The organism is Methylobacterium sp. 190mf, assembly GCF_900107945.1.
Lineage (GTDB): Bacteria > Pseudomonadota > Alphaproteobacteria > Rhizobiales > Beijerinckiaceae > Methylobacterium.
This window is the reverse complement of record NZ_FNVI01000007.1, coordinates 47,091-72,968: the sequence shown is the minus strand read 5'-3', so window position 1 is coordinate 72,968 and position 25,878 is coordinate 47,091. Positions and strand designations below refer to the sequence as shown.

28 protein-coding genes are annotated in these 25,878 nt (G+C 72.7%); 15 read left to right on the top strand and 13 right to left on the bottom strand.

The annotated features are described in order from the left end of the window. The first annotated feature begins 240 nt into the window (after positions 1-240). Positions 241-1,275: a TerC family protein gene (locus C4T42_RS10105; RefSeq protein ID WP_020092281.1), complete on the top strand. Its 1,035-nt coding sequence runs from the start codon at positions 241-243 to the stop codon at positions 1,273-1,275. A 24-nt stretch (positions 1,276-1,299) separates the two neighbouring features. Here the strand turns inward: C4T42_RS10105 and C4T42_RS10100 are convergent, their stop codons facing one another. The 3 genes from C4T42_RS10100 to C4T42_RS10090 form a co-directional block, all read right to left on the bottom strand. After that, positions 1,300-2,055: an N-acetylmuramoyl-L-alanine amidase gene (locus tag C4T42_RS10100; RefSeq protein ID WP_020092282.1), complete on the bottom strand. Its 756-nt coding sequence runs from the start codon at positions 2,053-2,055 to the stop codon at positions 1,300-1,302. After that, positions 2,052-2,792: a TerB family tellurite resistance protein gene (locus C4T42_RS10095; protein ID WP_020092283.1), complete on the bottom strand. Its 741-nt coding sequence runs from the start codon at positions 2,790-2,792 to the stop codon at positions 2,052-2,054. Before C4T42_RS10095 ends, C4T42_RS10100 begins: the two co-directional genes overlap by 4 nt. A 152-nt stretch (positions 2,793-2,944) precedes the next feature. After that, positions 2,945-3,214, bottom strand: coding sequence for a hypothetical protein (locus C4T42_RS10090; RefSeq protein WP_012318984.1), 270 nt, complete (start codon positions 3,212-3,214; stop codon positions 2,945-2,947). Between the two features lie 251 nt (positions 3,215-3,465). On the opposite strand from C4T42_RS10090, the gene C4T42_RS10085 reads away from it, so the two are divergent. Beyond that, on the top strand, positions 3,466-4,167 hold the full coding sequence (locus tag C4T42_RS10085) for an urease accessory protein UreE (protein ID WP_020092284.1): 702 nt from the start codon (positions 3,466-3,468) through the stop codon (positions 4,165-4,167). Between the two features lie 95 nt (positions 4,168-4,262). Here the strand turns inward: C4T42_RS10085 and C4T42_RS10080 are convergent, their stop codons facing one another. Next, a complete protein-coding gene (locus C4T42_RS10080; RefSeq protein WP_020092285.1) occupies positions 4,263-4,688 on the bottom strand; it encodes a GFA family protein in 426 nt (141 codons plus the stop codon). Between the two features lie 164 nt (positions 4,689-4,852). After that, positions 4,853-5,068, bottom strand: a complete 216-nt coding sequence (locus C4T42_RS10075) for a hypothetical protein (protein ID WP_020092286.1) — start codon at positions 5,066-5,068, stop codon at positions 4,853-4,855. Positions 5,069-5,523: 455 nt separating this feature from the next. Here C4T42_RS10075 and C4T42_RS10070 point away from each other — a divergent pair, with 455 nt between their 5' ends. Further along, positions 5,524-6,399, top strand: coding sequence for an SDR family oxidoreductase (locus C4T42_RS10070; protein ID WP_020092289.1), 876 nt, complete (start codon positions 5,524-5,526; stop codon positions 6,397-6,399). Between the two features lie 68 nt (positions 6,400-6,467). Here the strand turns inward: C4T42_RS10070 and C4T42_RS10065 are convergent, their stop codons facing one another. From C4T42_RS10065 to motA, 3 genes are all read right to left on the bottom strand, one after another. After that, a complete protein-coding gene (locus C4T42_RS10065; RefSeq protein WP_234082880.1) occupies positions 6,468-8,078 on the bottom strand; it encodes a cache domain-containing protein in 1,611 nt (536 codons plus the stop codon). A 900-nt stretch (positions 8,079-8,978) separates the two neighbouring features. Continuing rightward, the gene (locus tag C4T42_RS10060) at positions 8,979-9,839 is read right to left on the bottom strand and encodes a flagellar motor protein MotB (RefSeq protein WP_020092313.1); all 861 of its coding nucleotides are present in this window, start codon (positions 9,837-9,839) and stop codon (positions 8,979-8,981) included. 22 nt (positions 9,840-9,861) lie between these two features. Continuing rightward, complete coding sequence (gene motA / locus C4T42_RS10055; RefSeq protein ID WP_020092314.1) at positions 9,862-10,725, bottom strand: flagellar motor stator protein MotA; 864 nt, start codon at positions 10,723-10,725, stop codon at positions 9,862-9,864. 291 nt (positions 10,726-11,016) lie between these two features. On the opposite strand from motA, the gene dusA reads away from it, so the two are divergent. Next, complete coding sequence (gene dusA, locus C4T42_RS10050) at positions 11,017-12,075, top strand: tRNA dihydrouridine(20/20a) synthase DusA (RefSeq protein WP_081636460.1); 1,059 nt, start codon at positions 11,017-11,019, stop codon at positions 12,073-12,075. Between the two features lie 21 nt (positions 12,076-12,096). On the opposite strand, the gene C4T42_RS10045 is transcribed toward dusA, so the two are convergent. The 3 genes from C4T42_RS10045 to cobS are packed head-to-tail and all read right to left on the bottom strand — an operon-like array spanning position 12,097 to position 13,884. Continuing rightward, positions 12,097-12,789, bottom strand: a complete 693-nt coding sequence (locus tag C4T42_RS10045) for a TIGR02281 family clan AA aspartic protease (protein WP_020092316.1) — start codon at positions 12,787-12,789, stop codon at positions 12,097-12,099. Next, complete coding sequence (locus C4T42_RS10040; RefSeq protein WP_020092317.1) at positions 12,786-12,998, bottom strand: DUF1289 domain-containing protein; 213 nt, start codon at positions 12,996-12,998, stop codon at positions 12,786-12,788. Before C4T42_RS10040 ends, C4T42_RS10045 begins: the two co-directional genes overlap by 4 nt. Positions 12,999-13,050: 52 nt before the next feature. Further along, the gene (cobS, locus tag C4T42_RS10035; RefSeq protein WP_020092318.1) at positions 13,051-13,884 is read right to left on the bottom strand and encodes an adenosylcobinamide-GDP ribazoletransferase; all 834 of its coding nucleotides are present in this window, start codon (positions 13,882-13,884) and stop codon (positions 13,051-13,053) included. An 86-nt stretch (positions 13,885-13,970) separates the two neighbouring features. Here cobS and cobT point away from each other — a divergent pair, with 86 nt between their 5' ends. Then, complete coding sequence (gene cobT, locus C4T42_RS10030; protein WP_020092319.1) at positions 13,971-15,011, top strand: nicotinate-nucleotide--dimethylbenzimidazole phosphoribosyltransferase; 1,041 nt, start codon at positions 13,971-13,973, stop codon at positions 15,009-15,011. A gap of 139 nt (positions 15,012-15,150) precedes the next feature. Here the strand turns inward: cobT and C4T42_RS10025 are convergent, their stop codons facing one another. Next, positions 15,151-16,743, bottom strand: a complete 1,593-nt coding sequence (locus tag C4T42_RS10025) for an ABC transporter substrate-binding protein (protein ID WP_103985075.1) — start codon at positions 16,741-16,743, stop codon at positions 15,151-15,153. Positions 16,744-16,860: 117 nt separating this feature from the next. Between C4T42_RS10025 and C4T42_RS10020 the strand changes: the two genes are divergently transcribed. From C4T42_RS10020 to queC, 4 genes are all read left to right on the top strand, one after another. Then, positions 16,861-17,538 (top strand): GntR family transcriptional regulator, encoded by a 678-nt coding sequence (locus C4T42_RS10020; protein WP_020092321.1) that lies wholly within the window; start codon positions 16,861-16,863, stop codon positions 17,536-17,538. A gap of 104 nt (positions 17,539-17,642) precedes the next feature. Continuing rightward, a complete protein-coding gene (locus C4T42_RS10015) occupies positions 17,643-18,596 on the top strand; it encodes a dihydrodipicolinate synthase family protein (RefSeq protein ID WP_020092322.1) in 954 nt (317 codons plus the stop codon). 100 nt (positions 18,597-18,696) lie between these two features. Continuing rightward, positions 18,697-19,053, top strand: a complete 357-nt coding sequence (queD, locus tag C4T42_RS10010; protein ID WP_020092323.1) for a 6-carboxytetrahydropterin synthase QueD — start codon at positions 18,697-18,699, stop codon at positions 19,051-19,053. Further along, positions 19,043-19,762, top strand: coding sequence for a 7-cyano-7-deazaguanine synthase QueC (gene queC / locus C4T42_RS10005; protein ID WP_020092324.1), 720 nt, complete (start codon positions 19,043-19,045; stop codon positions 19,760-19,762). The genes queD and queC overlap by 11 nt, the downstream gene beginning before the upstream one ends. Here queC and C4T42_RS10000 read toward each other — a convergent pair. Then, positions 19,749-20,315: a TetR/AcrR family transcriptional regulator gene (locus tag C4T42_RS10000; protein ID WP_026604793.1), complete on the bottom strand. Its 567-nt coding sequence runs from the start codon at positions 20,313-20,315 to the stop codon at positions 19,749-19,751. The two genes, queC and C4T42_RS10000, sit on opposite strands and share 14 nt — an antisense overlap. Before the next feature lie 160 nt (positions 20,316-20,475). Here C4T42_RS10000 and C4T42_RS09995 point away from each other — a divergent pair, with 160 nt between their 5' ends. From C4T42_RS09995 to C4T42_RS09970, 6 genes are all read left to right on the top strand, one after another. Further along, complete coding sequence (locus C4T42_RS09995; RefSeq protein ID WP_020092326.1) at positions 20,476-21,438, top strand: quinoprotein relay system zinc metallohydrolase 2; 963 nt, start codon at positions 20,476-20,478, stop codon at positions 21,436-21,438. Between the two features lie 41 nt (positions 21,439-21,479). Beyond that, complete coding sequence (locus C4T42_RS09990) at positions 21,480-22,334, top strand: quinoprotein dehydrogenase-associated SoxYZ-like carrier (protein ID WP_020092327.1); 855 nt, start codon at positions 21,480-21,482, stop codon at positions 22,332-22,334. A gap of 2 nt (positions 22,335-22,336) precedes the next feature. Beyond that, the gene (locus C4T42_RS09985; RefSeq protein ID WP_020092328.1) at positions 22,337-22,933 is read left to right on the top strand and encodes a rhodanese-like domain-containing protein; all 597 of its coding nucleotides are present in this window, start codon (positions 22,337-22,339) and stop codon (positions 22,931-22,933) included. 123 nt (positions 22,934-23,056) lie between these two features. After that, positions 23,057-23,875 carry a 3-methyl-2-oxobutanoate hydroxymethyltransferase gene (gene panB / locus C4T42_RS09980; RefSeq protein WP_020092329.1) on the top strand — a complete coding sequence of 273 codons (819 nt, stop codon included), beginning with the start codon at positions 23,057-23,059 and terminating at the stop codon, positions 23,873-23,875. 13 nt (positions 23,876-23,888) lie between these two features. Beyond that, positions 23,889-24,170: a DUF333 domain-containing protein gene (locus C4T42_RS09975; RefSeq protein ID WP_020092330.1), complete on the top strand. Its 282-nt coding sequence runs from the start codon at positions 23,889-23,891 to the stop codon at positions 24,168-24,170. Positions 24,171-24,317: 147 nt separating this feature from the next. Next, positions 24,318-25,874 (top strand): serine hydrolase, encoded by a 1,557-nt coding sequence (locus tag C4T42_RS09970; RefSeq protein WP_020092331.1) that lies wholly within the window; start codon positions 24,318-24,320, stop codon positions 25,872-25,874. Positions 25,875-25,878: the final 4 nt, after the last annotated feature.

Sequence of the window (25,878 nt, the reverse complement as noted above, 5' to 3'; positions counted from 1 at the left end):
CGCGCGCTCCTGTTCCAGGACAGGAGGCCGCCCCGACGCGCGCGCCCGCGTCGCGGCGGGGCCACGGGGAGCGGACAGCGTCACCGGACCGCGCGCCGGCCGGGCGCTCTGCCCTTGATTCGCCCGGATCACCGCTTACGTCGGCCCCATCGGCTGCGGGCCCCTCTGGCGGGCGCTCCTCAGCGCCCGTGATGTCGGAGCCGATGCTTTCCATCTGGAATCAGCATCAGGTCCCCGCACATGATGGACGTCCTCACCGTCGAATGGCTCGGCAAGCCGTTGTGGATGTGGCTCGGGTTCCACGTCCTGATCGCCTGCCTGCTCGCCTTCGACCTCGGGCTCCTCCACCGCGACAAGGAGCACGAGATCGGCGTCCGGGAGAGCTTGGCTCTCACTGGCTTCTACCTCGCCCTCGGCCTCGCCTTCGGCGGCTGGATCTGGTGGTATCTCGGGCCGTCTTCCGCCGAGGAGTACGTCACCGGCCTCGTGGTCGAGAAGTCGCTGTCGATGGACAACGTCTTCGTCATCGCCATGATCCTCACGGCCCTGGGCATCCCGCGGGCGGCCCAGCACCGGGTTCTCCTCTGGGGCATCCTGGCGGCCGTGGTGCTGCGCGGGCTGATGATCGGGCTCGGCGCCGCCCTGGTGCACGAGGTGCACTGGGTGCTCTCCCTGTTCGCCGCCTTCCTGATCTACGCCGGCCTGAAGATCCTGCTCTCGGGCGACGAGGAGGAAGGCGACTTCCAGAACAGCGCCGTCGTGCGCTGGTTCAAGACGACCTTCCGGGTCACGCCCGACCTGCACGGCCAGCGCTTCACCGTGCGCAAGACCGACCCGAGGACCGGCAAGGTCGCCCTGTACTTCACCCCGCTGGCGCTCGCCCTGGTGCTGGTGAACGGCGCCGACGTGATCTTCGCGGTCGACAGCGTGCCGGCGATCTTCGCGATCACCACCGACACGTTCGTGGTCTACACCTCCAACATCTTCGCGATCCTGGGCCTGCGCGCCCTCTACTTCGCGCTCGCCGCGATGGTCGACCGGTTCGCCTACCTGAAGACGGCGCTGGCCTTCATCCTGATCTTCATCGGCGCCAAGATCGTGGTCGCTGACACGTTCGGGCTCATCCACGTGCAGCCCTGGGTCTCCCTGGTGGTGACCCTGACGCTGCTGGCGGCCGGCGTCTTCTACAGCCTCTGGCGGACCCGGACCGACGCGCCGGTCGCGCCGGCCCCGGAGGCCGGACACCCCCGCGAGGCCCGGGCCCACCGCGCCTGAGGGGGCCCGGCGGGCGCCTGGCCCTCAGGCCGGCGGCAGCGCCGCGATCAGGTCGCGCAGGGTGGTGATGGTGGAGGCGTCGGCCACGCCGTCCACCCGCGCCGGGCGGAAATGGCGCTGGAACGCGGTGACCACCGCGTGGGTGCGCGCGTCGAACAGACCGGTCACCGGCAGGTCGTAGCCGTAGAGCGCGAACATCGCCTGCAGCGCCTCGACGGGCTGGCCGGCATCGCCCCGCGCGAAGAACCGGCCGTCCTGGAGGCGCGCGGGGGGCACGCGGTGCCCCACCCCCGCCGCCGCCAGACGGTCCCACGGGAAGATCTCCCCCGGATCCTCCTTGCGCTCGGGCGCGACGTCGGAATGGGCGAGCACCCGCTCCGGCGGGATCGGCCAGCGGGCGAGGATGTCCCGGGCCAGCGCGATCACCGCCTCGACCTGGGGCTCCGGGTAGGGCGGCAGGCCGCCGGCATGGCCCGGGTTCACGATCTCGATCCCGATCGACCGGGAATTGACGTCGGTCTCGCCCTTCCAGGCGCCGGCGCCGGCGTGCCAGGCCCGGCGGGCCTCCGGCACCATCTGGACGATCCCGCCATCCTCGAACACGAGGTAGTGCGCCGAGACCTCGCTCAGCGGGTCGCGCAGGCGCGCGAGGGCGGCGGCCCCGCTGTCCATCCCGGTGTAGTGCAGGATCAGCATGTCGAGCGGCCCCGCGCGGCGGGCGCCGTGGTTCGGCGAGGGCGCGACGCGGCGGGCGAGGGGGCTGTCGGGGGTCAGGCTCACCGCAGCCCGCGCTCCTGCGCGATCCGGTCATAGGCGGCGTTGATCGCGGCGAGCCGCCGCGTGGCGATGGCCACCGCCTCCGTCGGCAGGCCGCGGGCGAGCGCCCGGTCCGGGTGGTGCTCGGCCACCAGCGCCCGGTGGCGGGCCTTCACGGCGGCGTCGTCCGCCTCGCGGTCGAGCCCGAGGACGCCGTAGGGATCGTCCGGCAACCGCACGTGGCGGGCGGCGATGCGCCGGAACGCCGCCTCGTCGAAGCCGAAGATGCCCGAGACCGCGCGCAGGTAGCGCTCCTCGGCCTCGTGCAGCGCCCCGTCGGCGCCGGCGATCTGGAACAGGCCGTCGAGCACGTCCTCGAGGAGGGCCGGCTCGTCGCCGAAGGTGGTCGCCAGTTGCTGGGCGTAGGCCTCGAAGCCGTTCGTGGTTTTCTTGGCGAGGTCGAACAGGCGCTCGACGCCCGCCCGCGCGGACGGCTCCACCTGCACGACCCGGCCGAACGCCTCGACCTCCGAGGGCAGCACGACGCCGTCGGACTTGGCCATCTTGGCGGCGAGCGCCACGAGTCCGGTGGTGAACACGACGTCGCGCGGCGTCCGCCCGAAGGGCGCGCCGACGCGGTCGAGCAGGAAATGACCGGCGACCCCGCCGATCAGCGCCCCGAGGGGGCCGCCGATCGCGAGGCCGAATCCCGCGCCGCCGAGCTTGCCCCAGACGCCCTGAGTTTTGGTCGCCTGAGTCATGGGACGACCGGTCCCGGCGCTGATCCTCGGCTCGGCTCTGTCATCGGCGGCGGCGGGGTTCCGGCACCGGGACGGGCCCGGCCGAGCGACGGGATAGCCGCTCCGCACGCCGCGAGGAAGGGCCGGGACGCGCCCGGCCCTTCCCCTTCAGCTCAGCGGCAGTACACGTTGCCGTAGGCGTCGCGATAGGTGCCGTAGGGGCAGCGCGGCGCGGTCGAGGCGCCCACGATGGCGCCGCCGGCGCCGCCGATCGCGGCACCCGCCAGGGCACCGCCCGCGCGGCCGGTGGCCGCCGCGCCGATCGCGGCACCGGTCAGGGCGCCGAGGCCGGCGCCGCCCAGAGCCCGGTCCTCCGGGGTGTTGCAGCCGGCGAGCGAGAGGGCGGCGATGGTGGCGATGGCGGCGGCCGTCAGCTTCTTCATGGTCCCCAGAACTCCCTTGTGAATCCGGTCCGGCCGGTGGCCGTGATCGTTGCGGATCGGGTCGAGCTTAGCAGGAAAGGAATGTCGGCCATACGGCTAAGGTTCCATCGGCCGCGAGACGCGTTGCGAGACGAGTTGCGCCCGGTTCCCGTCTCGCCCTATGCCACGTTCGGAGGCGCTCCGGCCGCGGTGCCGCGACGCCCTATCCGGCACCACGCCCGGCACCAGTCCGGCACATGTCCGAGGGTCCCATGCCGACAGCCACCACGATCGTCCGCCGGGCCGCGGTCCGCGCCGACCGCGTCGCCGACACGGTGACCCTCGACCGCGCGGGCCGGGCTGCCGTCGCCGGATCCCTGGTCGCCGAGGGCGGCCTCGGCTTCGACGTCGCGCTCACCAAGGCCGCGGCGCTCGAGGACGGCGACGCCCTGCGCCTCGACGACGGCCGGCTCGTCGCGGTGCGGGCGGCCGCCGAGGATCTCCTGGAGGTGCGCGCCGAGAATCCGGCCCGCCTGCTGCGCCTGGCCTGGCAGCTCGGCGGCAGCCACGTGGACGCCGAGATCGGCGCGGACGTGCTCTACGTGCCGGCGACGCCCGCCGCGGCCGAGCTGGTGCGCGGGCAGGGCTGCGTCGCGACCCCGGTCTCCCGTGCCTTCCGTCCCGAGCAGGCCGCCCACGATCACAGCACCTGCGGGCACGATCACGGGCACGACCATCACGCCCACCATCATCACGACCACGGGAATGAGCACGGCCATGAGCACGGCCATGACCACGGGCATGACCACGCCCACGCGCACGATCATGGGCACAGCCACGATCACGGGCACGAGAAGCACGGCCACGATCATGCCCACGGTCACAGCCATGATCACGGCCATGATCACGAGCACGGGCACCAGAAGCACGGCCACGTGCACGGTCCCGGCTGCGGCTGCGGCCACGATCACTAGCGGTTGAGCCGGGCCCGATCGGGGATCCCGCACCGGGCCCCGACCGCGGACGGTCCGCCGCCGTCACGCGACCCTCACGCAGCCCTACGCGGCCGTCACTCTGCCGAGACGAAGCGCAGCGTGCCGGCGCGCCGCGTGGGCTGGCCGGTGTCGTTCGTGTGATTGACGCCGTCCATCACCGGGACCTCCGGAAAGTCGAAGGGGCTGACCCCGTCCAGGCAGGCCACGTTGACGGCGTGGACGTTCGGGTCCGACCGCCGCTGATGGTGCGTGTAGACGCCGCAGCGGGAGCAGAAGAAGTGCTGCGCCGCCCCGGTATGGAACCGGTAGGTCGTCAGCGCCTCCGACCCCTCCAGGATCCTCACCCCGCCCGGCCGCGCCATGACGACGACGGCGCCGCGCATGCGGCAGTAGGAGCAGGTGCATCGACGGATCGACGCGAGATCGTCGTCGAGGGCCGCCTCCAAGCGCACCGCCCCGCAGTGGCAGCGTCCGGACCGGATCGTCGCGTCATCCGTCATGATGCCGGGTCTTCCGTGCGTTTTCCTGTGATCGAGCGCGGTGGCGGAGCCAGCCGGCACCTCGAACCGTAAGTTTCCGGCACCGTGCGGACAATCACCATGTCCTCACACGATGTGTCAGGAAAACTCACGCAGGGTCTCCGGCGGGCCGAGATCCTTGCCGGTCACAGGCGCTTCGGGACGGGCCTGAGGCAGTAGAGGCGCGACGCCTCGGCGGACAGGCTGTCCTGGGCGGCCACGCACTGGTCGAGGGTGAGGCCGATGCTGGCCGCGTAGGGCTCGTTGGGCGACAGCGCCGCGCGGGCGAGGGCCGCTAGGTACAGCAGGAACGCCGCGACCGCGACGACCAGCGCGGCGACGAGGACGCGGTTCAGCAGCATCGCCGGCGACCGCTCACGGGATCCCGACCAGCAGCAGCGCGAGCGCGAGCACCGTGAGTCCCGCTCCGATCAGCGTCACGGCGGTGTAGTCGCGTCCGGACCGCCGCGCGGGCGCGCGACCGGGCCGGCTCACTGCAGCAGACCCCACAGGCCCGTCGCCAGTCCGAAGGTGAGCGAGAGCATCGCTGCGCAGATCAGGACCCGGTCGATCACGCGGGCGGCCCGATCCTCCGGCTGAACGTCGATCATGGCGGGACCTCCTCGCGGCCAGAGTGACGAGCGGCTGTTGCTGACCTGTGTCGGCCCCTCGCCGGCACACGGGTTCGTGTTGTCCGCGAGGGGGGAAGGGCGGCGGGCGGCCTCGAACAGGGCTGTGCCGGCGGGGCGCGGCGCCAGGGCACCGGAACACCCGGGATGCCGTGCGGTTGGACCGGCATCCCCATCGGAGACGACGCGTGACCACGGATCCGCTGCACAAGTATCCCCGCCCGCCCTTCGCGGCGCAGCCCCAGAGCTTCCCCGGCAAGACCGGCCGCATGGAGCCCGAACCCGACCACGGCGAGGCGAGCTACAAGGGCTCGGGCAAGCTGACCGGCCAGGCCGCGCTGATCACCGGCGGCGATTCCGGCATCGGCCGCGCGGTCGCCATCGCCTTCGCCCGGGAGGGGGCCGACATCGCCATCTCCTACCTGCCGGACGAGCAGGCCGACGCGGAGGCGGTCGCCCAGTGGGTCGAGAAGGCGGGTCGGCGGGCGCTGCTCCTGCCGGGCGACCTCAAGGACGCCGCCTACGGGCGCCAGATCGTCGCCCGCACCGTCGAGACGTTCGGGCGCCTCGACGTGCTGGTCAACAACGGCGCGTTCCAGCAGCCGAACGAGGACCTCGCCGCGATCGACGACGCCGTGTTCGAGGACCATTTCCGCACCAACGTGTTCGGCGCGTTCTACGTGACCAAGGCGGCGCTCGCCCATCTCAAGCCCGGCGCCTCGGTGATCTTCACCTCCTCGGTGAATTCCAAGCACCCGATGCCGTCGCTCATGGCCTACAGCGCCACCAAGGGCGCCCTGAGCAACATGGTGCTCAGCTTGGCCCAGCTCCTCGCCGAGAAGGGCGTGCGCGTGAACGGCGTGCTGCCCGGGCCGATCTGGACCCCGTTCATCCCCTCCGGGATGAGCCAGGATTCGGTGAAATCCTTCGGCAGTCAGGTTCCGTTCGGTCGGCCCGGACAACCGGCCGAACTCGCCTCAGCCTACGTGATGTTGGCCTCCGACGAGAGCAGCTACACGTCGGGCGCGCTCGTCACGGTGGCCGGGGCCATGCCGGTGTTCTGACGCGCCTCTCCCACGCACGTCACGGATGTGCCCCGCGCCAGCGGCGCCCGTCCGGGGCGTCGGCGCGCTCAGGCGGCGCGCATCTCGACGAGGAAGCGCATCACCTCGGCGCGCAGGGCCTCGGCGCTGCGGCAGACGTCGCCGGCCGCGGCACCGACCTCCCCGGCCACGCGGTGCGTCGCCTCCGCCGCCGACGAGGCCGAGACCACGTTCGCGCTCACCGCGTCGGTCCCCCGGGCGGCCTCGTCGATGTTCTGAGAGATGTGCCCGGTGGCGAACCGCTGCTGCTCGACCGCCGCCGCGATCGCGCTGGCGATCGCGTTCATCGTGTCGACGGTCCTCCCGATCGAGTGGACCGCGCCGACCGCCTCCGTCGTCTCGCCCTGGATCGCCGCGATCTGCGCGGTGATCTCCTCCGTGGCCTTCGCGGTCTGCCCGGCCAAGCCCTTCACCTCGGCGGCGACCACCGCGAAGCCGCGCCCCGACTCGCCCGCCCGCGCCGCCTCGATCGTGGCGTTCAGCGCCAGGAGGTTGGTCTGCTCGGCGATCGCCGAGATGATCCGCACGACCTCCCCGATCCGCTCCGCCGCCCCGGCGAGGCCGCGGATCTGCCGGTCGGTCCGCTCCGCCTCGCTCACCGCCTGACCGGCGATCGCGGCCGACTTGGTGACCTGCCCGCCGATCTCGCCGATCGAGGCGGACAGCTCCTCGGTCGCCGCCGCCACCGTCTGCACGTTGGCGGCGGCCTGCTGCGCCGCCCCGGCGGCCGAGCCGGCCTGCCGCGACGCCTGCGCGGCGGTGTCGGCCATCGCCCGACAGGCCTCCCGCATGCCGGCCGCGGCGGTGTCGACCCGTGCCAGGAGCTGGCTCGCCTCGGTGTCGAAGCTGCGGGTCACCGCCTCCATCCACTGGGCCCGCTCCTGCCGACGCTCCTGCTCGGCGCGCTGCTCGGTCGACAGGGTCCGCGCCTCGATCATGCTGTCCCGGAACACGCCGGCGGCCTCGGCCATCTGGCCGATCTCGTCGCGCCGGCCGAGACCCGGGATGGCGACGTCCGTCGCGCCGCCGGCGAGGCGGCGCAGGGCGGCCGTGAAGGCGCTCAGGGGGCGGGTGATGCTGCGCGCCAGCAGGAACCCGACCAGCCCGATCCCGATCGCGAGGGGGATCAGCCAGAGCAGGGTGGTGACCATCCGCGCCCGGTCCAGGGCGTGGATGTCGTCCACGTACAGGGCCGAATTGATGACCCATTGCCAGGGCTCGTAGGCGAGCGAGTAGGCGACCTTCGGGGCGGGCTCGGTCTCGCCGAGGCGGGCCCAGCGGTACTCGGTGAAGCCGCCGCCCTCCCGGGCGTGCTGGATCATCGTCCAGACGAAGGTCTTCTTCATCGCCGCGTCGTCGCGGGACCGCGTGCCCTCGATCTTGGGATCGGGATGCACGACGTTGCGGCCGATGTTGCCCGGCTCCGAGCTGTAGACGAAGACGTAGTCGCCGCCGTTGTAGCGCATGGCCCGCAGCGCCTCCGCCGCGCGCCGCCGCGCCTCGTCGGCCGAGACGGCGCCGGCCTCCGCCTGCCGGGCGAACGCCGCCACGATGCCGTGCGCCGACTCGACCTGGGCGCGGATGGCGGCCTTGCGCCCCTCCATCATCACCGCGCCGACGGACGAGACCTGGACGCCCACGATCGATATGAATGCCAGAAGGATGCTACTGATAAGACAAAATATCTTTCTACCGATCGTCATATCAAATATTCCTAACTATAAATAAAGCTACACCGCGAAGCTCGCAGATCGAATCAACTGCCCTTCGGCGCCGCGCCCGCCGATCATCTGCCGAACATTGGAATAATTCCATTCCGGCCACACATGTGAGATATGCTTCATCGCGCTCCCGGCGGAGCGGTCGGCCGGGACGATCGACCTCGTCGCGGACGGTCTCGTGCCGCCGTCGCACGGCCCGCGGGCGCCGATCGGCGGGCCGGACGCGCCCACCGCGCTGCCGGAGCGGGCTAGGCAGGGACACGACGTTCGAGAGGTTCACGCCGCGCGACACGCGGCGGGTCAGCGAGCCGCCGGTCGTCCACGCCCGCCCGTCGGCCGCGCTCGACCGGCTGCTCCGGGCGGACTGCCGCCGGTCCGCTTCCGGGAGTCAGGGCGGGGGAGGCGGGTTGCGCGCAGGTCCCGGCGGTAAATCGTCGGACGCTGTCGCGCCCCGTGGAGCGCGCGGCGCGCGGCCCGACCGCGACATCGATTTCCGGCATCCCGGCCGAGAGGATGCCCGGGGCTGACCCGGATCGCGCCGGTGCGGCCTCGAACCCGGAGGCTCCGAGCGCGGCGGGCTCAGGGATCGCGGTGCCGCTCGCGGGCGACGTGCGCGCGCCGCCGCGCCGTCAGCCTACCGCCTCGGCGCGGCGCGGGCGCTCGGCCCGGTCGCCGGCCACCCGCGCCGCCTCGACACCGCGCGCCGGAAGCGACGCGGCGGCGCGCGGTCCCGCGCGGAGCGCGTGACGCGCCGCGGTGACGTGAGGCGGCATCGACGGCGCGCCGCGTCGCGGTCCGACGCGACGCGCCGCTCCGGCGTCAGCGGAGAAGGTTCGGGGGCACCGGCGGGCTCGCGTTGAGCAGCGTGATCGTCACCCGCCGGTTCGGCGCGAGGTAGGGATTGTCCGGGAAAACCGGCTCCGTGTCGCCGCGTCCCGACACGGAGGAGAAGTTGTCGTTGGGAACCCCGGCACCCGACAGGACCTCGCGCACGGCGAGGGCACGCCCGGCGGAGAGGTTCCAGGGCTCGCCGGCCCGCGTCGAGCCCGGGCGCGCGACGGCCGTGTAGCCGGTGATCGACAGGCGGTTGGGCAGCCGCCGGATGGCGGGCGCGAGGGCCTCCAGCACGCGACGGGTGCGGTCGTAGGGCTCGACGGACCCCTCGCGGAACATGGCGCGGCCGTCCTGGTCCACGAGGGAGACGTTCACGCCCTCCTTGGTCTGCTCGATCACGATGTTCTTCGACAGTTCGGCGATGTCGGGCATCGTCTGGAGCGCCTGCCGGAGGCTGGCTATGGCGCTGAAATTGGCCTCCACGTTGGCGACCGGGCGGCTGGCATCGACGTCGCTGACGCGCCCCGGGCTGGTCGGGCGCGTGATCTCCTCCCGCTCGGCGGAGCCCCGCTCCGCGTCGCGGGGCGTGGACGGCTTGTTGCCGGACGTGTCGAGGGCGGTCCCGTACAGGATTCCGCCGGCGCCGCTGGTCGCAGGGCTCAGAGCCGCCGGCGAGAAGTACTCCGCCAGGCCGATCTTCTGCTCCTGCGTCGTCATGCTGATCAGCCACATCAGCAGGAAGAACGCCATCATGGCGGTCACGAAGTCCGCGTAGGCGATCTTCCAGGCCCCGCCGTGGTGGGCGTGGGCGGCCTTCTTGACCTTCTTGATGATGATCGTCGCCATGGACTCCCTCCCGGATGTCGGATCAGCTCTGGGCGGGCAGAGCGGCGGTCGCCGCTTCCACTTCGTTGAAGGTCGGGCGGACGTCGCTCATCAGGGACTTGCGGGCGAACTCGACCGCCATCACCGGCGGCTGGCCGGCGATGTGGGCGAGCAGCCCCGCCTTGAGCGAGAGATAGTACTTGGACTCGGCCTCGAAGAGGCTCTTGAGCGACTGCGCCATGGGCCCGAAGAAGCCGTAGGCCACGAAGACGCCGAAGAAGGTGCCGACGAGCGCGCCGCCGATCAGGTGTCCCAGCACCTCCGGCGGCTCCTTGATCGCCCCCATCGTCTTGATCACGCCGAGCACGGCGGCGACGATGCCGAGCGCCGGCGTCCCGTCGGCGAGCGACTGCATGGCCGAGACGACGCGCTCCTGCTCCTGATGGTGCGTCTCCAGCTCCTCATCCATGAGCGCGTCGATCTCGTGGACGTTGTTGGCGCCCAGCGTCACCATGCGCATGTAGTCGCAGACGAACTCGACCGCGTGGTGGTTCGCCGCGAAGGTCGGGAAGGCGTTGAACAGCGTCGACTCGCCCGGATCCTCGATGTGCGGCTCGAGCGCCATCGCACCCTTCTGCTTCGCGAGCTTGAACAACGAATACTGCATTCCCAGCAGTTCGACATAGGATTGCTGGTTGTACTTGGGGCCCTTGATCAGCGTGCCCAGCATGGCGGGCACGGCCTTGAGCACCGGCCCGGTGTTGCCGATGACGAAGGCGCCGATCGCCGCACCCAGGATGATGACGAACTCGAACGGCTGCCACAGGACCAGCAGATGGCCGCCCATCGCCGCGTAGCTGCCGAAGACGCAGGCGAAGACGATCACTGTGCCGACGATCAGCCGCATGATGTGCCATCCTTGCGCGGCGGCAGGTACAGCCCGCGCGACGCTACCAATGACCTGGGAAATCACTGATCTTGGTTAACGGCGCGTTTAGAGCCGCGGCGGGCGCGCCGGTCGACGGTCCGGGCCCCGCGGTGGACCGTGCCGTCTCTTTTGACGACGGTCCGGGCGTGATACCCCGTCGTCCCGTGCTTCCCGGCGGACTCGACGATGCGCCCCATCGCGCCCCCGCGGTGGGACCGGACGGGGCCGAGCGGGCACGCCACAGCCGGATTCCGAGCAGTCCGACGCCCGATGGGGCATCGCCGAGGTACAGCACGAGAGCGACAGCAAGTGATTGCCGCAACGGAAGAACCCGGAACTCTCAGTGGATGGCGCTTCTCCGTCGCCCCGATGATGGACTGGACGGACCGCCACTGCCGGGCGTTCCACCGGTCCCTCTCGGCGCGCGCCCGCCTCTACACCGAGATGGTGACGACCGGCGCGGTGCTGCACGGGCCGCGGGAGCGCCTGCTCGGCTTCGCGGAGATCGAGCACCCGGTGGCGGTCCAGCTCGGCGGCTCGGACCCGGCGGACCTGGCGCGGGCCGCCCGGATCGCCGCGGATCTCGGCTACGACGAGGTCAATCTCAACGTCGGCTGCCCCTCGGACCGGGTGCAGGAGGGCCGCTTCGGCGCCTGCCTGATGCGCGAGCCGGCCCTGGTCGGCGACTGCGTCGCCGCCATGAAGGCCGCGGTCTCCGTGCCGGTGACGGTGAAGTGCCGGATCGGCGTCGACGACCAGGACCCCGAGGCGGCGCTCGACACCCTGGCCGACGCCGTGGTGGCGGCGGGCGTCGACGGGCTGATCGTCCACGCCCGCAAGGCCTGGCTTCAGGGGCTCTCGCCCAAGGAGAACCGGGACGTGCCGCCCCTCGATTACGGCCGCGCCGCGCGGCTGAAGCGGCGGCTTCCCGGCCTGCCGATCGCGGTCAACGGCGGCCTGCGCGACCTGGATTCCGCGCGGGCGCGGCTCGCCGAGGTCGACGGCGTCATGGTCGGCCGCGCCGCCTACACCGAGCCGGCGCTCCTGCTCGGGGTCGATCCCGACCTGTTCGGCGTGCCGGCGCCGGCCCCCGACGCCTTCGCGGCGGTCGCGGCGTTCGAGCCCTACATCGCCGCGTGCCTCGCCCGGGGCGAGCGCCTCCACGCGGTCACCCGGCACATGCTCGGCCTGTTCAACGGCCGGCCGGGCGCGCGGGCCTTCCGGCGCCACCTCTCGACACACGGCATGCGCCCGGAGGCCGACCTCGCGACCCTGCGGGAGGCGGTGGCGCTGGTCTCCCGCGCCGCCCCCGAGGCCCACGCCGCCTGAGCGTCTTGCGCGGCGGCCCGGTCAGGGCCGGCGCAGGATCAGGCGGTCGCCCCGGACCTCGTAGCCGGAGAGCCGCGACAGGAAGGTCTGGCCGAGGAGGTTCGCCGAGAGCGCGCCCGGCTTGGCCACCATGGCGTTGACGCGCCGCTCGGTGATCGTCCCGACGCTGAGCGAGTCGAGCTGGGTCGGCGCCGCGTAGGTGATGCCGTTGGCGGTGGAGACGCGGGCGGTGAACTCGGCAGGCGCGGGCGTGAGCCCCAGCGCGGCGGCGTTCTCGGCGGTGAGCACGACGCTGCTCGCCCCGGTGTCGAACAGGAAGGGCTGCACCCGGCCGTTGACCGAGGCGTCGACCCGGAAATCGCCGTCCGCCCGCCTTGTGACGGTGACGGAACCGTCGCCGCTCGAGGTCGCGCTCCCCGGCCGGAGATCGCCGAGCACCCGGGCGCCGACATCCTGGATCCGGTCGCGGTAGCTGTAGCCGATCACCAGGGCGAGGCCGATCAGCGCCCAGGCCAGGAGCGCCTGCAGGTTCGCGCCGAGCCGGGCCGTGAACTGCCGCCAGAACCCGGCCACCACCAGGAGCAGGATCGTGCCGGTCCAGGCGAGGTTCGCCAACTGGTCGGGCTCGATCACGCCGCCGACGCTGTCGCTGCCGTCGCTGAGGACCAGGGCGACGAGAACCAGGGCGAGGGCCGCGAGGCCGAGATAGATCATGACGGCAGCGGCGCTTCCAGGGGGGTGAGGCCGGCGGCCCGCATCCGGGCGCCGAGCCCCGCCATCACGGCGCGGCGCCGGTCCTCCGACAGCGAGCCCCAGGCGGCGATCTCGTCGCGGGTCCGGCCGCAGCCGCAGCACAGGCCGGTCGCGGCGTCGAGGACGCAGACCTTGGTGCAGGGCGAGGAGGGTTTCGGCGCGGGCGGCATCGGTGATCCTTGGCCGGGGGATCGTGGCCGGGTCAAGACGCGGCGGCCTCCCTCAATCCGCCACGCCCGCCGTCGCCGCCACCAGGGCCAGCAGGGCGGCGATCTCCGCGACCTGCTGGCAGGCGCCGATGACGTCGCCGGTCTGGCCGCCGATCCTGGCGCGCGCCAGCCGGGTCAGGCCCAGGGCCGCGAGGCCGGCGCACAGGATCATCAGCGCGACGCCGCCGAGGGGCAGGCCGAGGGGCACGGCGCCGAGCGCCAGCACCGCGCCGAGGCCGAGCGCGGTGGCGAGACTCGCCCGGCCCGGGCGGCCGACCGAGGCGGAGAGGCCGCCCGGCCGCGCCGGCGCGAGCAGCGCCATCGGGGCGAGGGCGGCGACCCGCGACAGGGCGGCCGCCAGGATCAGGCCGGCCACGGCCGCGTGGCCGATCCGGTCGAGGAGCGTCGCCAGGGCGCCGATCCGCAGGGCCAGCGCCAGGACCAGGGCGGCGCCGCCGTAGGCCCCGATCCGGCTGTCGCGCATGATCTCCAGGCGGCGCTCCCGCGTGGCGCCGCCGCCGAACCCGTCGGCGACGTCCGCGAGCCCGTCCTCGTGGAGGGCACCGGTCGCCACCACGGCGACCGCCACCGCGAGGGTCGCGGCCAGGAACGGCCCGAGCCCGACGGCCCAGCCGGCCGCCAGCACCAGGGCGGCGGGCAGCGCCAGGATCAGGCCGGCCAGCGGCAGCATCCGCGGCAGGGTGGTGAAGTCGGGGCTCCGGTGCGGGTCCGGCTCGCCGGGCAGTTGCGGCACCGGCAGGCGGGAGTAGAAGCGCAGGCACCCGGCGAGGTCGTAGAGGGCGCCGCGCCCGGGCCAGTCGGCCTCCCCGCCGGTCTGCCTGTCCATCGCGGCCTCTCGCATCCGCCCGCCACCGCGCGCCGCTCCCGTATAGTCTCCCCGTCCGGAGGCGCCCACAGGAAATCATCGCCGCCATGACCGATTCGACGACCGCTCCCGAACCCGGCCCCTTCGACGACATCCGCAACCTGCTGAAGGCGATGCCGGGCCCCGACGCGGAGGCGAAGGAAGCCGTCGCGGCCCGGGACGCGACCCTGACGAAGCCCGCCGGTTCGCTGGGGCGCCTCGAGAGCCTCGTGACGTGGCTGGCGGCGTGGCAGGGCAAGGCGCCGCCGACCTTCGACCGGCCGCTGGTCTGCGTCTTCGCCGGCAGCCACGGGGTCACGCGCCGCGGCGTCTCGGCCTTCCCGGACGCGGTCAACCGCCAGATGCTCGACAACTTCGCCGCCGGGGGCGGGGCGATCAACCAGATCTGCGCGGCCTACGGCCTCGGCTTCAAGGTGTTCGACCTCGCCCTCGACATGCCCACCGGCGACATCGCGGAGGGGCCGGCCCTCGACGAGCGCGCCACGGTCGCCACCATGGCGTTCGGCATGGAGGCGGTGGCCGCCGGCACCGACTGCCTCGGCATCGGCGAGATGGGCATCGGCAACACCACGGTGGCGGCCGCCCTCTACGCCGCCCTGTTCGGCGGCGATCCCGCCCACTGGGTCGGGCGCGGCACGGGCGTCGACCGGGACGGCCTGTCCCGGAAGGTCGCGGCCGTGGAGGCGGCGCTCGCGCACCATGCCGGCCACCTCGACGACCCGCTCCAGGTCCTGGCGCGCCTCGGCGGCCGGGAGATCGCCGCCATGGCGGGGGCGATCCTGGCCGCGCGGCTGCAGCGCATCCCGGTGGTGATCGACGGCTACGTGGCGACCGCCGCCGCGGCCGTGCTGCACGCCGCCGACCCAAATGCCCTCGATCACTGCCTCGCCGGCCACGTCTCGGCGGAGGGCGCCCACGCGGAGGTTCTGGAGCGGCTCGGGCTGGTGCCGCTGCTGGCGCTCGGCATGCGCCTCGGCGAGGCCTCGGGCGCCGGCATGGCGATGGGCCTGCTGAAGGGCGCGCTCGCCTGCCACACCGGCATGGCGACCTTCGCGCAGGCCGGCGTGTCGGGGAAGGGCGCGGGCTGAAGACGCGCGGGCACCTGCGCCCTCGCGTCTTTGCGAGCGGAGCGAAGCAATCCAGCGGCGCCACGCCCATCAGCGGCCCGCTGCCCTGGGTTGCTTCGCTGCGCTCGCAAAGACGAACCTTCCTCGGGAGCGCCCGGACTCAGGCGGTCTTCTCGATGTTCCAGAAGAACTGCACCGGGGCCATGACCATGCCCTTGAGCTTCGCGCTGACCGCCATCGGCTGCTGCACGAGGCCTGCCGGGGCGTAGGGCACGACCGCGAAGGCCCGCTCCTCGATGCGTGCGGCGAGCGCCTTCTGCTGCGCCTCGTCGCTGGTGGCGATCCACTCGCTGCGCAGGCCCTCCAGGGTCGGGTCGTCCGGCCAGCCGAACCACGCCGCCTGACCGTTGGCGCGGATCAGTGGGTGGAGCGCCGGGTTCAGCACGTCGGCCCCCGACCAGAGGGTGTGGAACAGCGACCAGCCGCCGGCATCGACCGGCCCGCGGTTGCCGCGGCGGGCGATGAAGCTGCCCCAGTCGGTCGAGACCAGATCGACGTTCATGCCGAGCTGCTTGAGCAGGTCCTGGGTCACCAGCGACTGGTTGTAGGCGATCGGCTGGTCGGCCGGGGCCAGCAGCACCACGCGCTCGCCCTTGTAGCCGGCCTTGGCCAGCATCGCCTTGGCCTTGGCGAGGTCCGCCTGCATGGCCGCGGCCCCGCCGGCCCCGGTCGACATCGGCGAGCCCGTCGTGAAGAAGGTCTTGGCCTCCCGGTAGTATTCGGGGCTGCCAACCACCGCCTGCATGTAGTCGTCCTGCTTCATGGCCATCATCACGGCCCGGCGGATCTCGGGATTGTTGAACGGCGGCTGCGTGTGGTTGAACCGCATCAGCAGGATCAGCCCGAGCGGCACGTTGCGGATCTCGATCCCCGGCTTGCCCTTGAGGACGGGGATCAGGTCGATCGCCGGCTGCTCGTACCAGTCGACCGCGCCCTGGATCATCGCGCCCACCGCCGCCGAGGCCTCGGTGATGGCGAGCCACTCGATCCGGTCGACCTTGGCGACCTTGCCGCCGGCCGCCCAGGAGGGCGCTTCCTCGCGGGGGCGGTAGCCGGCGTGCCGGGTGTAGATCGCGTTCTGGCCGGGGATCCATTCCCGCGCCTCGAAGCGCCACGGCCCGGAGCCCGTGGCGTCGGCGATCGGCTTGGACGCGTCCTGGAGGGCGACGCGCTCCGGCATGATGAAGGGCACGTTCGAGGACAGCTTGCCGAGCGCCGCCGGGAGCAGGGGGAACGGCTTCTTCAGCGCGACCGTGAAGGTCCGCGCGTCCTCCTGGCCGTACCCCTCCACGAAGCCCGCCAGGGTCTGGCCGAACGCGTCCCGCTTGGACCAGCGCGCGATGGACGCGATGCAGTCCTTGGCCTCGACGGGGGAGCCGTCGTGGAACGTGAGGCCGTCGCGGAGATGGAAGGTCCAGCGCAGGCCGTCGGGCGCGGTCTGCCACTCGCTCACCATCTGCGGCTGGATGCGGAAATTCTCGTCGGTGGCGAACAGCGTGTCGTAGACGAGATAGCCGTGATTGCGGATGACGTAGCTCGTGGCGACGATCGGATCGAGGGACGGCAGGGGCGTCGACGGGATGAAGCGCAGCACGCTGCCGCCGCCGGGCTGGGCCCGGACCAGGTGCGGGAGGCCGAGGCCGGCGGCCGCGCCGGCGGTTCCGGCCAGAATCTGGCGACGGGAGAGCGTCATCGCGGGCACCCTTGTCCTGATCGAGCCCGTTGCCCGATTGATTTTATACAATTTCAACACCGGAGCTCCGCCGTCAAGGGTCCTGCGGGGCATCCGGGATCGACCGGGAGCGAGACGATGAAGAACCGGACCATCGCGAGCTCGATCGGGACCGAGATCCGGCGGCGCATCCTCGACGGCCGCTATCCGGCCGGCTCGCAGCTCCGCCAGGATGGCCTCGCGGCGGAGTTCGGCGCCAGCCGGATCCCGGTGCGGGAGGCCCTGTTTCAGCTGGAGGCCGAGGGCCTCGTGCGGATCCTGCCGCATCGCGGGGCCATGGTGGCGCCACTCTCGGCTGCCGACGCCGCCGAGGCCCTCGAGCTCCGGGGCGCCCTCGAGCCGCGCCTCCTGGCCCTCTCGGCGCCCCGCCTGACCGCCGACGACTACGCCCGGGCCGACACCCTCTTGGAGGAGTACGCCGCGGCCCTGCGGGCGGGCGCGACGGCGCGCTGGGGCGCCCTCAACACGGAGCTGCACCTCCTCCTCTACGGCCGGGCGGATCGTCCCCGCGCCCTCGGACTGGTCGGCTCCCTGCTGGCCGAGTGCGACCGCTACACCCGCCTCCAGCTCTCCACCGACAGCGCCGAGCTGGAGCGGGCCGACCGCGAGCACCGCGAGATCGTCCGGCTCTGCCGGAACGGCCACGTCTCGGCCGCCTGCGCCCTCCTGACCGACCATATCGACCACGTCGCCGCCGCGCTGATGGCCTTCCTCGGCGCCGCGCCGGTCCCGGCCCGCGCGACAGAGATTGTATAAAATCCTTGCCAGACTCGCGCGGCGCTGCCATGGAGAGGCGTGCCGCCCCGCGAGGCCCGCGGGGCCGGCCGGGACGATCCCACCTCCCAGCAGGCGAGCCGGCGATGGCCTTCGATCGACACATCTTCTCCGGCACGATCCCGGCCCTGATGACGCCCTGCCGGCCGGACCGGACGCCCGACCTCGACGCCCTGGCGCGCAAGGGGCGGGAGCTCGTCGGTGCCGGCATGTCGGCGGTCGTCTACTGCGGCTCGATGGGCGACTGGCCGCTACTCACCGACGAGGAGCGGATGGCGGGCGTCGAGCGGCTGCTCGCCGCCGGCGTCCCGGTGATCGTCGGGACCGGCGCGCAGAACCCGAAGCGGGCGGCGGCGCTCGCGGCGCACGCCAAGGCGGCCGGCGCCCACGGCCTGATGATCATCCCGCGGGTCCTGTCGCGCGGCAGTTCGGCCGCGGCCCAGGAGGCGCATTTCGGCGGCATCCTGGAGGCGGCCGTCGACCTGCCGTCGGTGATCTACAACAGCCCCTATTACGGGTTCGAGACCCGGGCGGACCTGTTCTTCCGCCTGCGCGCCCGCCACCCGCACCTCGTCGGCTTCAAGGAATTCGGCGGCGCGGCCTCGCTCACCTACGCGGCCGAGCACATCACCGGCCAGTCCCCCGACATCACCCTGATGGTCGGGGTGGATACCCAGGTGGTGCACGGCTACGTCAATTGCGGCGCCCGGGGCGCCATCACGGGCATCGGCAACGTCCTGCCGCGGGAGGTGCTCCACCTCGTCGCCCTGTGCGAGAAGGCCGCCGCGGGCGACGTCCGGGCCCGGCGCCGGGCCGAGGAACTCGACGCCGCGCTGGCGATCCTGTCGAGCTTCGACGAGGGGACCGACCTCGTCCTCTACTACAAGCACCTGATGGTGCTGGAGGGGAACCCGGAATACGCGCTGCACTTCAACGCCACCGACGCGCTCAGCGCCGGTCAGCGCCACTACGCGGAGACGCAGCTGCGCCTGTTCAAGGCGTGGTACGCGCAGTGGTCGGAAGCCGGCGCCGGGGCCTGATCCCCGGCCGCGCCGCCGAACGCAGGGCAGCCCGCCTTTGCGCGGGACCGCCCGTCGGCGCTATGGCGGGGGCGAGATCGGCCACACCCGCGAACCGTCCATGAAGATCACCCAAGCCTTCACCTTCGAGGCGGCCCACCGGCTGCCGAACGTGCCCGAGACCCACCGCTGCCACCGGATGCACGGGCATTCCTACCGGGTCGAGCTGACGGTCGCCGGCCCGGTCGATCCCCACACCGGCTGGGTGATCGACTTCTACGACATCGAGTCGATCTTCGGGCCGCTGCTCGCCCGGCTCGACCACCACTGCCTCAACGAGATCGAGGGGCTGGAGAACCCGACCGCCGAGAACATCGCGGCCTGGATCTGGCAGCGCCTCCGGCCGGACCTGCCGGGCCTCGCGCTCGTGCGGGTCGCCGAGACCCCGATGTCCTGGGCCGAGTACGATGGCGAGTGACGCCGCCATCCCGGGGGACCGCGCCGCGCTGGTGCTGTTCTCCGGGGGCCAGGATTCGGCCACCTGCCTGGCCTGGGCGCTCGACCAATTCGACCACGTCGAGACCCTCGGCTTCGACTACGGCCAGCGCCACCGGGTCGAGCTCGACCGCCGCGCGGCCCTGCGGGCGGGCACGACCGCCCTCGATCCCGCCTGGGCGGCCCGCCTCGGCGAGGACCACACGCTCGCCCTCGACGCCCTCGGGCAGGTCTCCGAGACGGCGCTGACCCGGGAGGCCGCGATCGGCTACGAGGCGTCGGGCCTGCCCAACACCTTCGTGCCCGGCCGCAACCTCGTGTTCCTGACCTTCGCGGCGGCGCTCGCCTACCGGCGCGGGCTCCGGCACGTGGTCGGCGGCATGTGCGAGACCGACTATTCCGGCTACCCGGATTGCCGCGACGACACGATCAAGGCCCTGCAGGTGGCGCTCAATCTCGGCATGGAGCGGCGCTTCGTGCTGCACACGCCGCTGATGTGGCTCGACAAGGCGCAGACCTGGGAGCTGGCCGAGAGCCTCGGCGGGCGGGCGCTGGTCGACCTGATCGTCGAGGAGAGCCACACCTGCTACCTCGGCGAGCGCGGGCAGCGGCATCCCTGGGGCTACGGCTGCGGCACCTGCCCGGCCTGCCGGCTGCGGGCGGACGGCTACGCCCGGTTCACTGCGGCCTGAGGCCGTCGACCAGCACCGCCAGCGTCCCCCGGAAGGCGTCGGGGCTCGCGAACAGGCGCTCCATCAGGAGCGCCCCCTCCAGGGTGGCGACGACGTAGCGGGCGAGCGCCGCCGGATCCGCGCCGCCGCGCACGCTGCCATCCACCTGGCCCGCGCGCAGGATGCCTTCCAGCCACGCGAGATGGTCCGCGAAGAAGGCCGCGACGTCCCGGCGCAGGCGCTCGGGCAGGGCCTCGCCCTCGATGGCCAGCGCCGCGCAGAGGCAGCCGAGCCCCTGCTCGACGCCGCCGAGATAGAGCCGCCCGTAGGCCTCGACCCGGCCCGGCCCGTCCGGCACGTCCCGGCGGATCGCCTCCAGGGCCGCGGCGTAGCGCGCCGCGTAGGCCGCCACCAGGGCGGCGCCGAGATCGACCTTGGTGGGGAAGTGGTGGTGGATGCTCGCCTTGCGGATGCCCACCGCCGCCGCGAGGTCGGCGTAGCTGAAGCCGGCGAAGCCGCGGCCCCGCACCAGGGTCTCGGCCTGCATCAGCAACTCGGCGCGGGTATCCCTCATCGCGGCGAACGTCGCTCCAAAACTCACCCCCGTCATCGCACGAAGTCACGCGAACGTGCGGCCGCGGCGGGGACCGGCTCCCGGCGACCCCTTGACGGACGATCAATCTACCTACTTAATGGTAGACAATCAAGAACGGGCAAGATCGGGAGGTTTCGGCATGACGGCACGCGCCGTCCATCCGCGGGTGCAGACCGCCGGGCCGACGCGACGGCACGCCCTCTTCGCGGGGCTCTGCCTGTGCTGCCTGCCGACGCTGGGCCGCGCCGCCGAGAGCTTCACGATGGAGGAGGTCGGGCCGGGCCTGTACGTGCGCAAGGGCCTGATCGCCGACGCCACCCCCGACAACGCCGACGCCATCGCCAATATCGGCTTCCTCGTCGGCAGGACCGGCGTGGTGGTGACCGAGTCCGGCGGCAGCCTCGCCGACGGCCAGTGGCTGCGCGCCGAGATCGCCAAGCGCACGGACAAGCCGATCACTCACGTGGTTCTGACCCACGTCCACCCGGACCACGTCTTCGGGGCGGGGGCCTTCGTCCAGGACAAGCCGGTCTTCATCGGCCACGCCAAGCTCACCGAGGCCCTGGCGGCCCGGGGCGAGTTCTACCGCAAGCGGCTGATCGACCTGCTCGGCGAGGACCGGACCGGGCCTGTGGTCTACCCGACCATGACCGTCGCCGACACGGCCGAGATCGACCTCGGCGACCGCCGCCTGACCTTCACGGCGCACGGTCCGGCGCACACCACCTCGGACCTGTCGATGATCGATTCCGGCAGCGGCCTGCTGTTCCCCGCCGACCTGCTGTTCGTGAACCGGATCCCCTCCCTCGACGGCAGCCTCAAGGGCTGGCTCGCCGAGATCGAGCGGCTGAAGGCCATGGGTCCCGCCCGGGCCGTCCCGGGCCACGGCCCCGTCGCGGTCGACCTCGCCCCGGCGCTCGCCGACCTCTCCGGCTACCTGGCCGCCCTGCGCGACGGCACCCGGGCGGCGATCGCCAAGGACGTGCCCATCGAGAAGGCCGTGACCAGCGTCGCGGCGGACCAGCGCGACAAGTGGGCCCTGTTCGACACCTACAACGGCCGCAACGTCACCGTGGCCTACCAGGAACTCGAGTGGGAATAGGTTTCAGAATCCCCATATCCAAGCCAATCGGGAGGCACGCCATGACGCACAGGATCGGACAGACCTTCATCGGACAGACCTTCTCCAGCCTCGCCCTCGGCCTCGTCCTGGCGACGACGGCGCTGTCGGGACCGCTCGCCGGCGCCGCGCGGGCGGCCGGCGCCTCCGACACCGATCAGGAGCGGGCGGCCCGCTGGCAGGAGATCGCCAAGTCGATCTTCGGCGACCGCCAGATCGCCCCGACCGACAGCCTCGTGAAGATCGAGGCGCCCGCCCGGGCGCTCGACGCCGCCCTGGTTCCGATCACCCTGACCATGCCCAAGGACGGGCAGATCAAGGCGGTCTCGCTGATCATCGACGACAACCCGGCGCCCTACGCGGCCAAGTTCGAGTTCGGGCCGGCCGCCGACCCGGCCGAGCTGAAGCTGCGCGTGCGGGTCAACAACTACACCGACATGCACGCCGTGGTGGAGACCACGGACGGCAAGCTCTACGAGGCCAAGCAGTTCGTGAAGGCCTCCGGCGGCTGCTCGGCCCCGATGGGGATGAGCGACGAGGAGGCCATGAAGGGCATGGGCGACATGCGCATGAAGTTCGCCGAGACGGCGGCCGGCAAGCCCGTGGAGGCGACGCTGATGATCCGCCACCCGAACTTCTCCGGCATGCAGATGAACCAGGTGACCCGCGACTACACGCCGGCGCGCTACATCGACAAGCTCACCGTCTCGGCGGGCGACCGGAAGGTCTTCACCATGACGGGCGACATCTCGATCGCGTCGAACCCGGTGATCAACTTCGCGTTCAAGCCGGACGGCAAGCCGATCCAGGTGGCGGCCTCCGACAACCAGGGCGGCCAGTGGCAGCACAGCTTCACCGCGCCGAGCCCGACGAACTGACCATGCGGCGCCTCCTCCTGACCGGCCGGGCCGCGGCGGCCTGCGCCGCGCTCCTCTGCCTCGCCGCGGCGCCGGCCGATTCGCCGGTGAACGTGCCCGAGCCGGAGGGGCTCTACGCCGGCCCTCCGAAGGGCTACACGCCGCAGACCCTCAAGGGCGCCGCGGTGGTCGACGCCGACGCCGTCGCCGCCCTGATCGCCGGCCCCGACAAGCCGGTGCTGCTCGACGTGGCGGCGCCGGACCGCAAGCCGTCGAACTTCCCGGAGGGCCGCCTCTGGCTGCCGGTGCATCCGTCGATCCCCGGCGCCGTCTGGATGCCGGAGGCCGGCGCCGAGCCCCTGGCGCCGGCGCGCGAGGCGCTCTTCTACGCCCGCGTCGCGGCGCTGACCGGGGGCGACAAGGCGAAGCCCGTCGTGGTGTTCTGCCACGTCGAGTGCTGGGGCAGCTGGAACGCCGCCAAGCGGCTGGTGCTGAAGGGCTATACCGGCGTGCGCTGGTTCCCCGAGGGCGTCGAGGGCTGGCAGGAGATGCACGAGACCGCGAACCTGACGGTCGATCCGGACTGGAAGGCGGGCGCCGAGCCGCAGGCGGGGCGCTGACCCGCATCGCCGGGCATTGTAAGAGACGCCGCGGAACAAGGCTCGCGTGGCGGGGCGCGCCCTCTCCCGGGCGGGAGAGGGGGCCCGCGCCGCGTCCCGAGTGGCCGGAATGAGGTCTGAACCATGTCGCAGGTCGTGCAGTCCCGACGGCTCCGGGCGGTCGATATCGGCAAGCGCAAGGCCGAGGGGCGCAAGATCATCGCGCTCACCGCCTACCACGCCCACACGGCCGGCATCGTCGATCCCTATTGCGACTTCATCCTCGTGGGCGATTCCCTCGGCATGGTGATGCACGGGATGGAATCGACGATCCCCGTGACCCTGGAGATGATGATCCTCCAGGCCCAGGCGGTGATCCGCGGCACGCAGAAGGCGCTGGTCGTGGTCGACATGCCGTTCGGCTCCTACGAGGCGAGCCGGGAGCAGGCCTTCCTCAGCGCCTCCCGGGTTCTCAAGGAGACCGGCGCCGGCGCGATCAAGATGGAGGGCGGCGCCCATTTCGCCGAGACGGTGGCGTTCCTCGTCCAGCGCGGCGTGCCGGTGATGGGCCATATCGGCCTCACCCCGCAGGCGGTGAACACGATGGGCGGCTTCAAGGTCCAGGGCCGGGCCCCCGACGACGAGCGCCGCCTCCTGGAGGATGCCCGCGCCATCTCGGAGGCCGGCGCCTTCGCGATCGTGCTCGAGGGCATCGTCGAGCCGGTGGCGCGGGCGATCGCGACCTCCCCCCAGGTCACCGCCGCCACGATCGGCATCGGCGCCTCGGCGGTCTGCGACGGCCAGATCCTGGTGCTGGAGGACATGCTCGGCCTGTCCGAGCGCACGCCGAAATTCGTGCGCCAGTTCGGGAGCCTGCGGACCCACATCGAGGACGCCGTGAAAGCCTACGCGGACGAGGTCCGGGCCGGCCGGTTCCCGGCCGACGACCACACCTACGGTTAGGGCAGGGCGGCCCATGACGCGCATGATCGGACCGTGGAGGGCGCCCGCCGCGTGGCCTGTCCGCGCGCTCGCGGTCTGCGCCGCCCTTGCCGGATCCGGGCCGGCCCGCGCGCTGGAGAATCCGGCCTCGGCCTTCTGCGCGACGATGGGCGGGCAGACGATCCTCGCGAAGCTGCCCGATGGCGGCACGATCGGGCTCTGCGCCCTTCCGGGGCGGAAGATCGTCGAGGAATGGACGCTGTACCGGATGCTCCGCGGCGTGAAGCCGGCACCCGGCGCCGACCCGTTCCGCTAGCCCGGCCCGGTTCCCGAACAGTCTTCGTCCGTGTCCGTCAGGCCGGCCCGCGCATTCGCGGCGCGGCCCGGGGCGGCGCGATTGATTTCGGCGGCCCGACGATGCCACTCTCGAGGTCCGAGCTCTCTCAGGCGGGATCGACGACTCATGCAGCGGGCCCGATCGCGCCGGCGCCTCGTCGGCGCGTGCCTCGCCCTCGGCCTGATCGCGGCCGGGCCCGGAGCCGGATCCGCCGGGACGCTGACGCGGGCGCAGGTCGAGGCGCAGCTGCCGGCGCTGGAGGCGCTGGCGCGGCGGGCCGTCGACGCGGGCGCGGTGCCGGGCCTCGCGGTCGCGGTCGTCCTCGGCGACGAGACGCTCCTCCTGAAGGGATACGGCCTCAGGCAGGCCGGGAAGCCCGAGCCGGTCGGCCCCGACACGGTCTTCCAGATCGCCTCGCTGTCCAAGCCCGTCACCGCGACGATCGTGGCCGCCCTGGTGGGCGACGGGGTGGTCGACTGGGATTCGCGCGTCGCGGATCTCGATCCCGCCTTCCAGCTGCACGAGCCCTACCCGACCGCGCAGGTCACGGTGCGCGACTTCCTCAACCATCGCAGCGGCCTGCCGGGGACCGCCGGCGACGATCTGGAGGCGATCGGCTTCGGCCGCGACGCGATCCTGCACCGGCTGCGCCTCGCGCCGCCCGCCTCCAGCTTCCGCGCCGGCTACGCCTACAGCAATTTCGGCTTCACCGAGGGCGCGGTCGCCGCCGCGAAGCCGACCGGCCAGCCCTGGGAGGCGGTGGCCCGGGACCGGCTGTTCCGGCCGCTCGGGATGGCCGCCACCGGCACGACCCACGCGGATTTCCTCAGCCGGCCCGACCGCGCGGCGCTCCACGTCCGGGCCGGCGGCGTCTGGACCGCCAAGATCGAGCGCGATCCCGACGCGCAGGCACCGGCCGGCGGCGTCAGCAGCGATGTCCGCGACCTCTCCCGATGGCTGCGGCTCGTGATCGGCAAGGGCCGTTTCGAGGGCGCGCAGCGCGTCGCGGCCCCGGCCCTGGCGCAGACGCACGCCCCGCTCATGGCCCGCGGCCGCAACCCCGTGACCGGCGGCGCGTCCTTCTACGGCCTCGGCTGGAACGTCGAGTACGGCCGGCACGGCCTCGTCTGGGGCCACGCGGGCGCCTTCAGCGTCGGCGCGCAGACGCTCGTCTCGATCCATCCGGAGGCCGGTCTCGGGATCCTCGTCCTGACCAACGCCTTCCCGTCCGGCGTGCCGGAGGGGCTGGCCGACAGCTTCGCCGACCTCGTCTTCGACGGCCGCGTCGGCCGGGACTGGGTGACGGCCTGGGGCGCGGCCTACGAGAGCCTGTTCGCGCCGGGCATCGCCGCCGACAAGGCGGCCTACGGCACACCGCCGGCGCCGCCCGCCGCGCCCCTGGCGCTCTCGGCCTATGCCGGACGCTACGCCAACGCCTATGTCGGCGAGGCCGTGGTGGCGGAGGCGGACGGCGCCCTGACGCTGACGGTCGGCCCCGCGGGGGCGCGCCGCTACCCCCTCCGGCACTTCGACCGCGACCTCTTCCTCAGCTTCCCGGACGCCGAGGCGCCCGACCGCCCCTCCGCCGTCCGCTTCGCCATCGGCAGCGACGGCCGGGCCGCCGCCGTGACGGTGGACGCGCTCGACGCGAGCGGGCTCGGCACCCTGGCGCGGCGAGACTGACCGC

What these genes read in the sequence shown, in the direction of transcription:
- cobT (WP_020092319.1), top strand. Translation starts at nt 13,971, where the DNA reads ATGACCGATTCGACGACCGCTCCCGAACCCGGCCCCTTCGACGACATC.
- C4T42_RS10040 (WP_020092317.1), bottom strand. Translation starts at nt 12,998, where the DNA reads ATGCCGCCCGCGCCGAAACCCTCCTCGCCCTGCACCAAGGTCTGCGTC.
- C4T42_RS10025 (WP_103985075.1), bottom strand. Translation starts at nt 16,743, where the DNA reads ATGACGCTCTCCCGTCGCCAGATTCTGGCCGGAACCGCCGGCGCGGCC.
- C4T42_RS10095 (WP_020092283.1), bottom strand. Translation starts at nt 2,792, where the DNA reads ATGACTCAGGCGACCAAAACTCAGGGCGTCTGGGGCAAGCTCGGCGGC.
- C4T42_RS10080 (WP_020092285.1), bottom strand. Translation starts at nt 4,688, where the DNA reads ATGACGGATGACGCGACGATCCGGTCCGGACGCTGCCACTGCGGGGCG.
- C4T42_RS10085 (WP_020092284.1), top strand. Translation starts at nt 3,466, where the DNA reads ATGCCGACAGCCACCACGATCGTCCGCCGGGCCGCGGTCCGCGCCGAC.
- cobS (WP_020092318.1), bottom strand. Translation starts at nt 13,884, where the DNA reads ATGGACAGGCAGACCGGCGGGGAGGCCGACTGGCCCGGGCGCGGCGCC.
- C4T42_RS09990 (WP_020092327.1), top strand. Translation starts at nt 21,480, where the DNA reads ATGACGCACAGGATCGGACAGACCTTCATCGGACAGACCTTCTCCAGC.
- panB (WP_020092329.1), top strand. Translation starts at nt 23,057, where the DNA reads ATGTCGCAGGTCGTGCAGTCCCGACGGCTCCGGGCGGTCGATATCGGC.
- dusA (WP_081636460.1), top strand. Translation starts at nt 11,017, where the DNA reads ATGGGGCATCGCCGAGGTACAGCACGAGAGCGACAGCAAGTGATTGCC.
- motA (WP_020092314.1), bottom strand. Translation starts at nt 10,725, where the DNA reads ATGCGGCTGATCGTCGGCACAGTGATCGTCTTCGCCTGCGTCTTCGGC.
- C4T42_RS09970 (WP_020092331.1), top strand. Translation starts at nt 24,318, where the DNA reads ATGCAGCGGGCCCGATCGCGCCGGCGCCTCGTCGGCGCGTGCCTCGCC.
- C4T42_RS09995 (WP_020092326.1), top strand. Translation starts at nt 20,476, where the DNA reads ATGACGGCACGCGCCGTCCATCCGCGGGTGCAGACCGCCGGGCCGACG.
- C4T42_RS10075 (WP_020092286.1), bottom strand. Translation starts at nt 5,068, where the DNA reads ATGCTGCTGAACCGCGTCCTCGTCGCCGCGCTGGTCGTCGCGGTCGCG.
- C4T42_RS10045 (WP_020092316.1), bottom strand. Translation starts at nt 12,789, where the DNA reads ATGATCTATCTCGGCCTCGCGGCCCTCGCCCTGGTTCTCGTCGCCCTG.
- C4T42_RS10090 (WP_012318984.1), bottom strand. Translation starts at nt 3,214, where the DNA reads ATGAAGAAGCTGACGGCCGCCGCCATCGCCACCATCGCCGCCCTCTCG.
- C4T42_RS09975 (WP_020092330.1), top strand. Translation starts at nt 23,889, where the DNA reads ATGACGCGCATGATCGGACCGTGGAGGGCGCCCGCCGCGTGGCCTGTC.
- C4T42_RS10020 (WP_020092321.1), top strand. Translation starts at nt 16,861, where the DNA reads ATGAAGAACCGGACCATCGCGAGCTCGATCGGGACCGAGATCCGGCGG.
- C4T42_RS10000 (WP_026604793.1), bottom strand. Translation starts at nt 20,315, where the DNA reads ATGAGGGATACCCGCGCCGAGTTGCTGATGCAGGCCGAGACCCTGGTG.
- queC (WP_020092324.1), top strand. Translation starts at nt 19,043, where the DNA reads ATGGCGAGTGACGCCGCCATCCCGGGGGACCGCGCCGCGCTGGTGCTG.
- C4T42_RS10015 (WP_020092322.1), top strand. Translation starts at nt 17,643, where the DNA reads ATGGCCTTCGATCGACACATCTTCTCCGGCACGATCCCGGCCCTGATG.
- queD (WP_020092323.1), top strand. Translation starts at nt 18,697, where the DNA reads ATGAAGATCACCCAAGCCTTCACCTTCGAGGCGGCCCACCGGCTGCCG.
- C4T42_RS10105 (WP_020092281.1), top strand. Translation starts at nt 241, where the DNA reads ATGATGGACGTCCTCACCGTCGAATGGCTCGGCAAGCCGTTGTGGATG.
- C4T42_RS10060 (WP_020092313.1), bottom strand. Translation starts at nt 9,839, where the DNA reads ATGGCGACGATCATCATCAAGAAGGTCAAGAAGGCCGCCCACGCCCAC.
- C4T42_RS09985 (WP_020092328.1), top strand. Translation starts at nt 22,337, where the DNA reads ATGCGGCGCCTCCTCCTGACCGGCCGGGCCGCGGCGGCCTGCGCCGCG.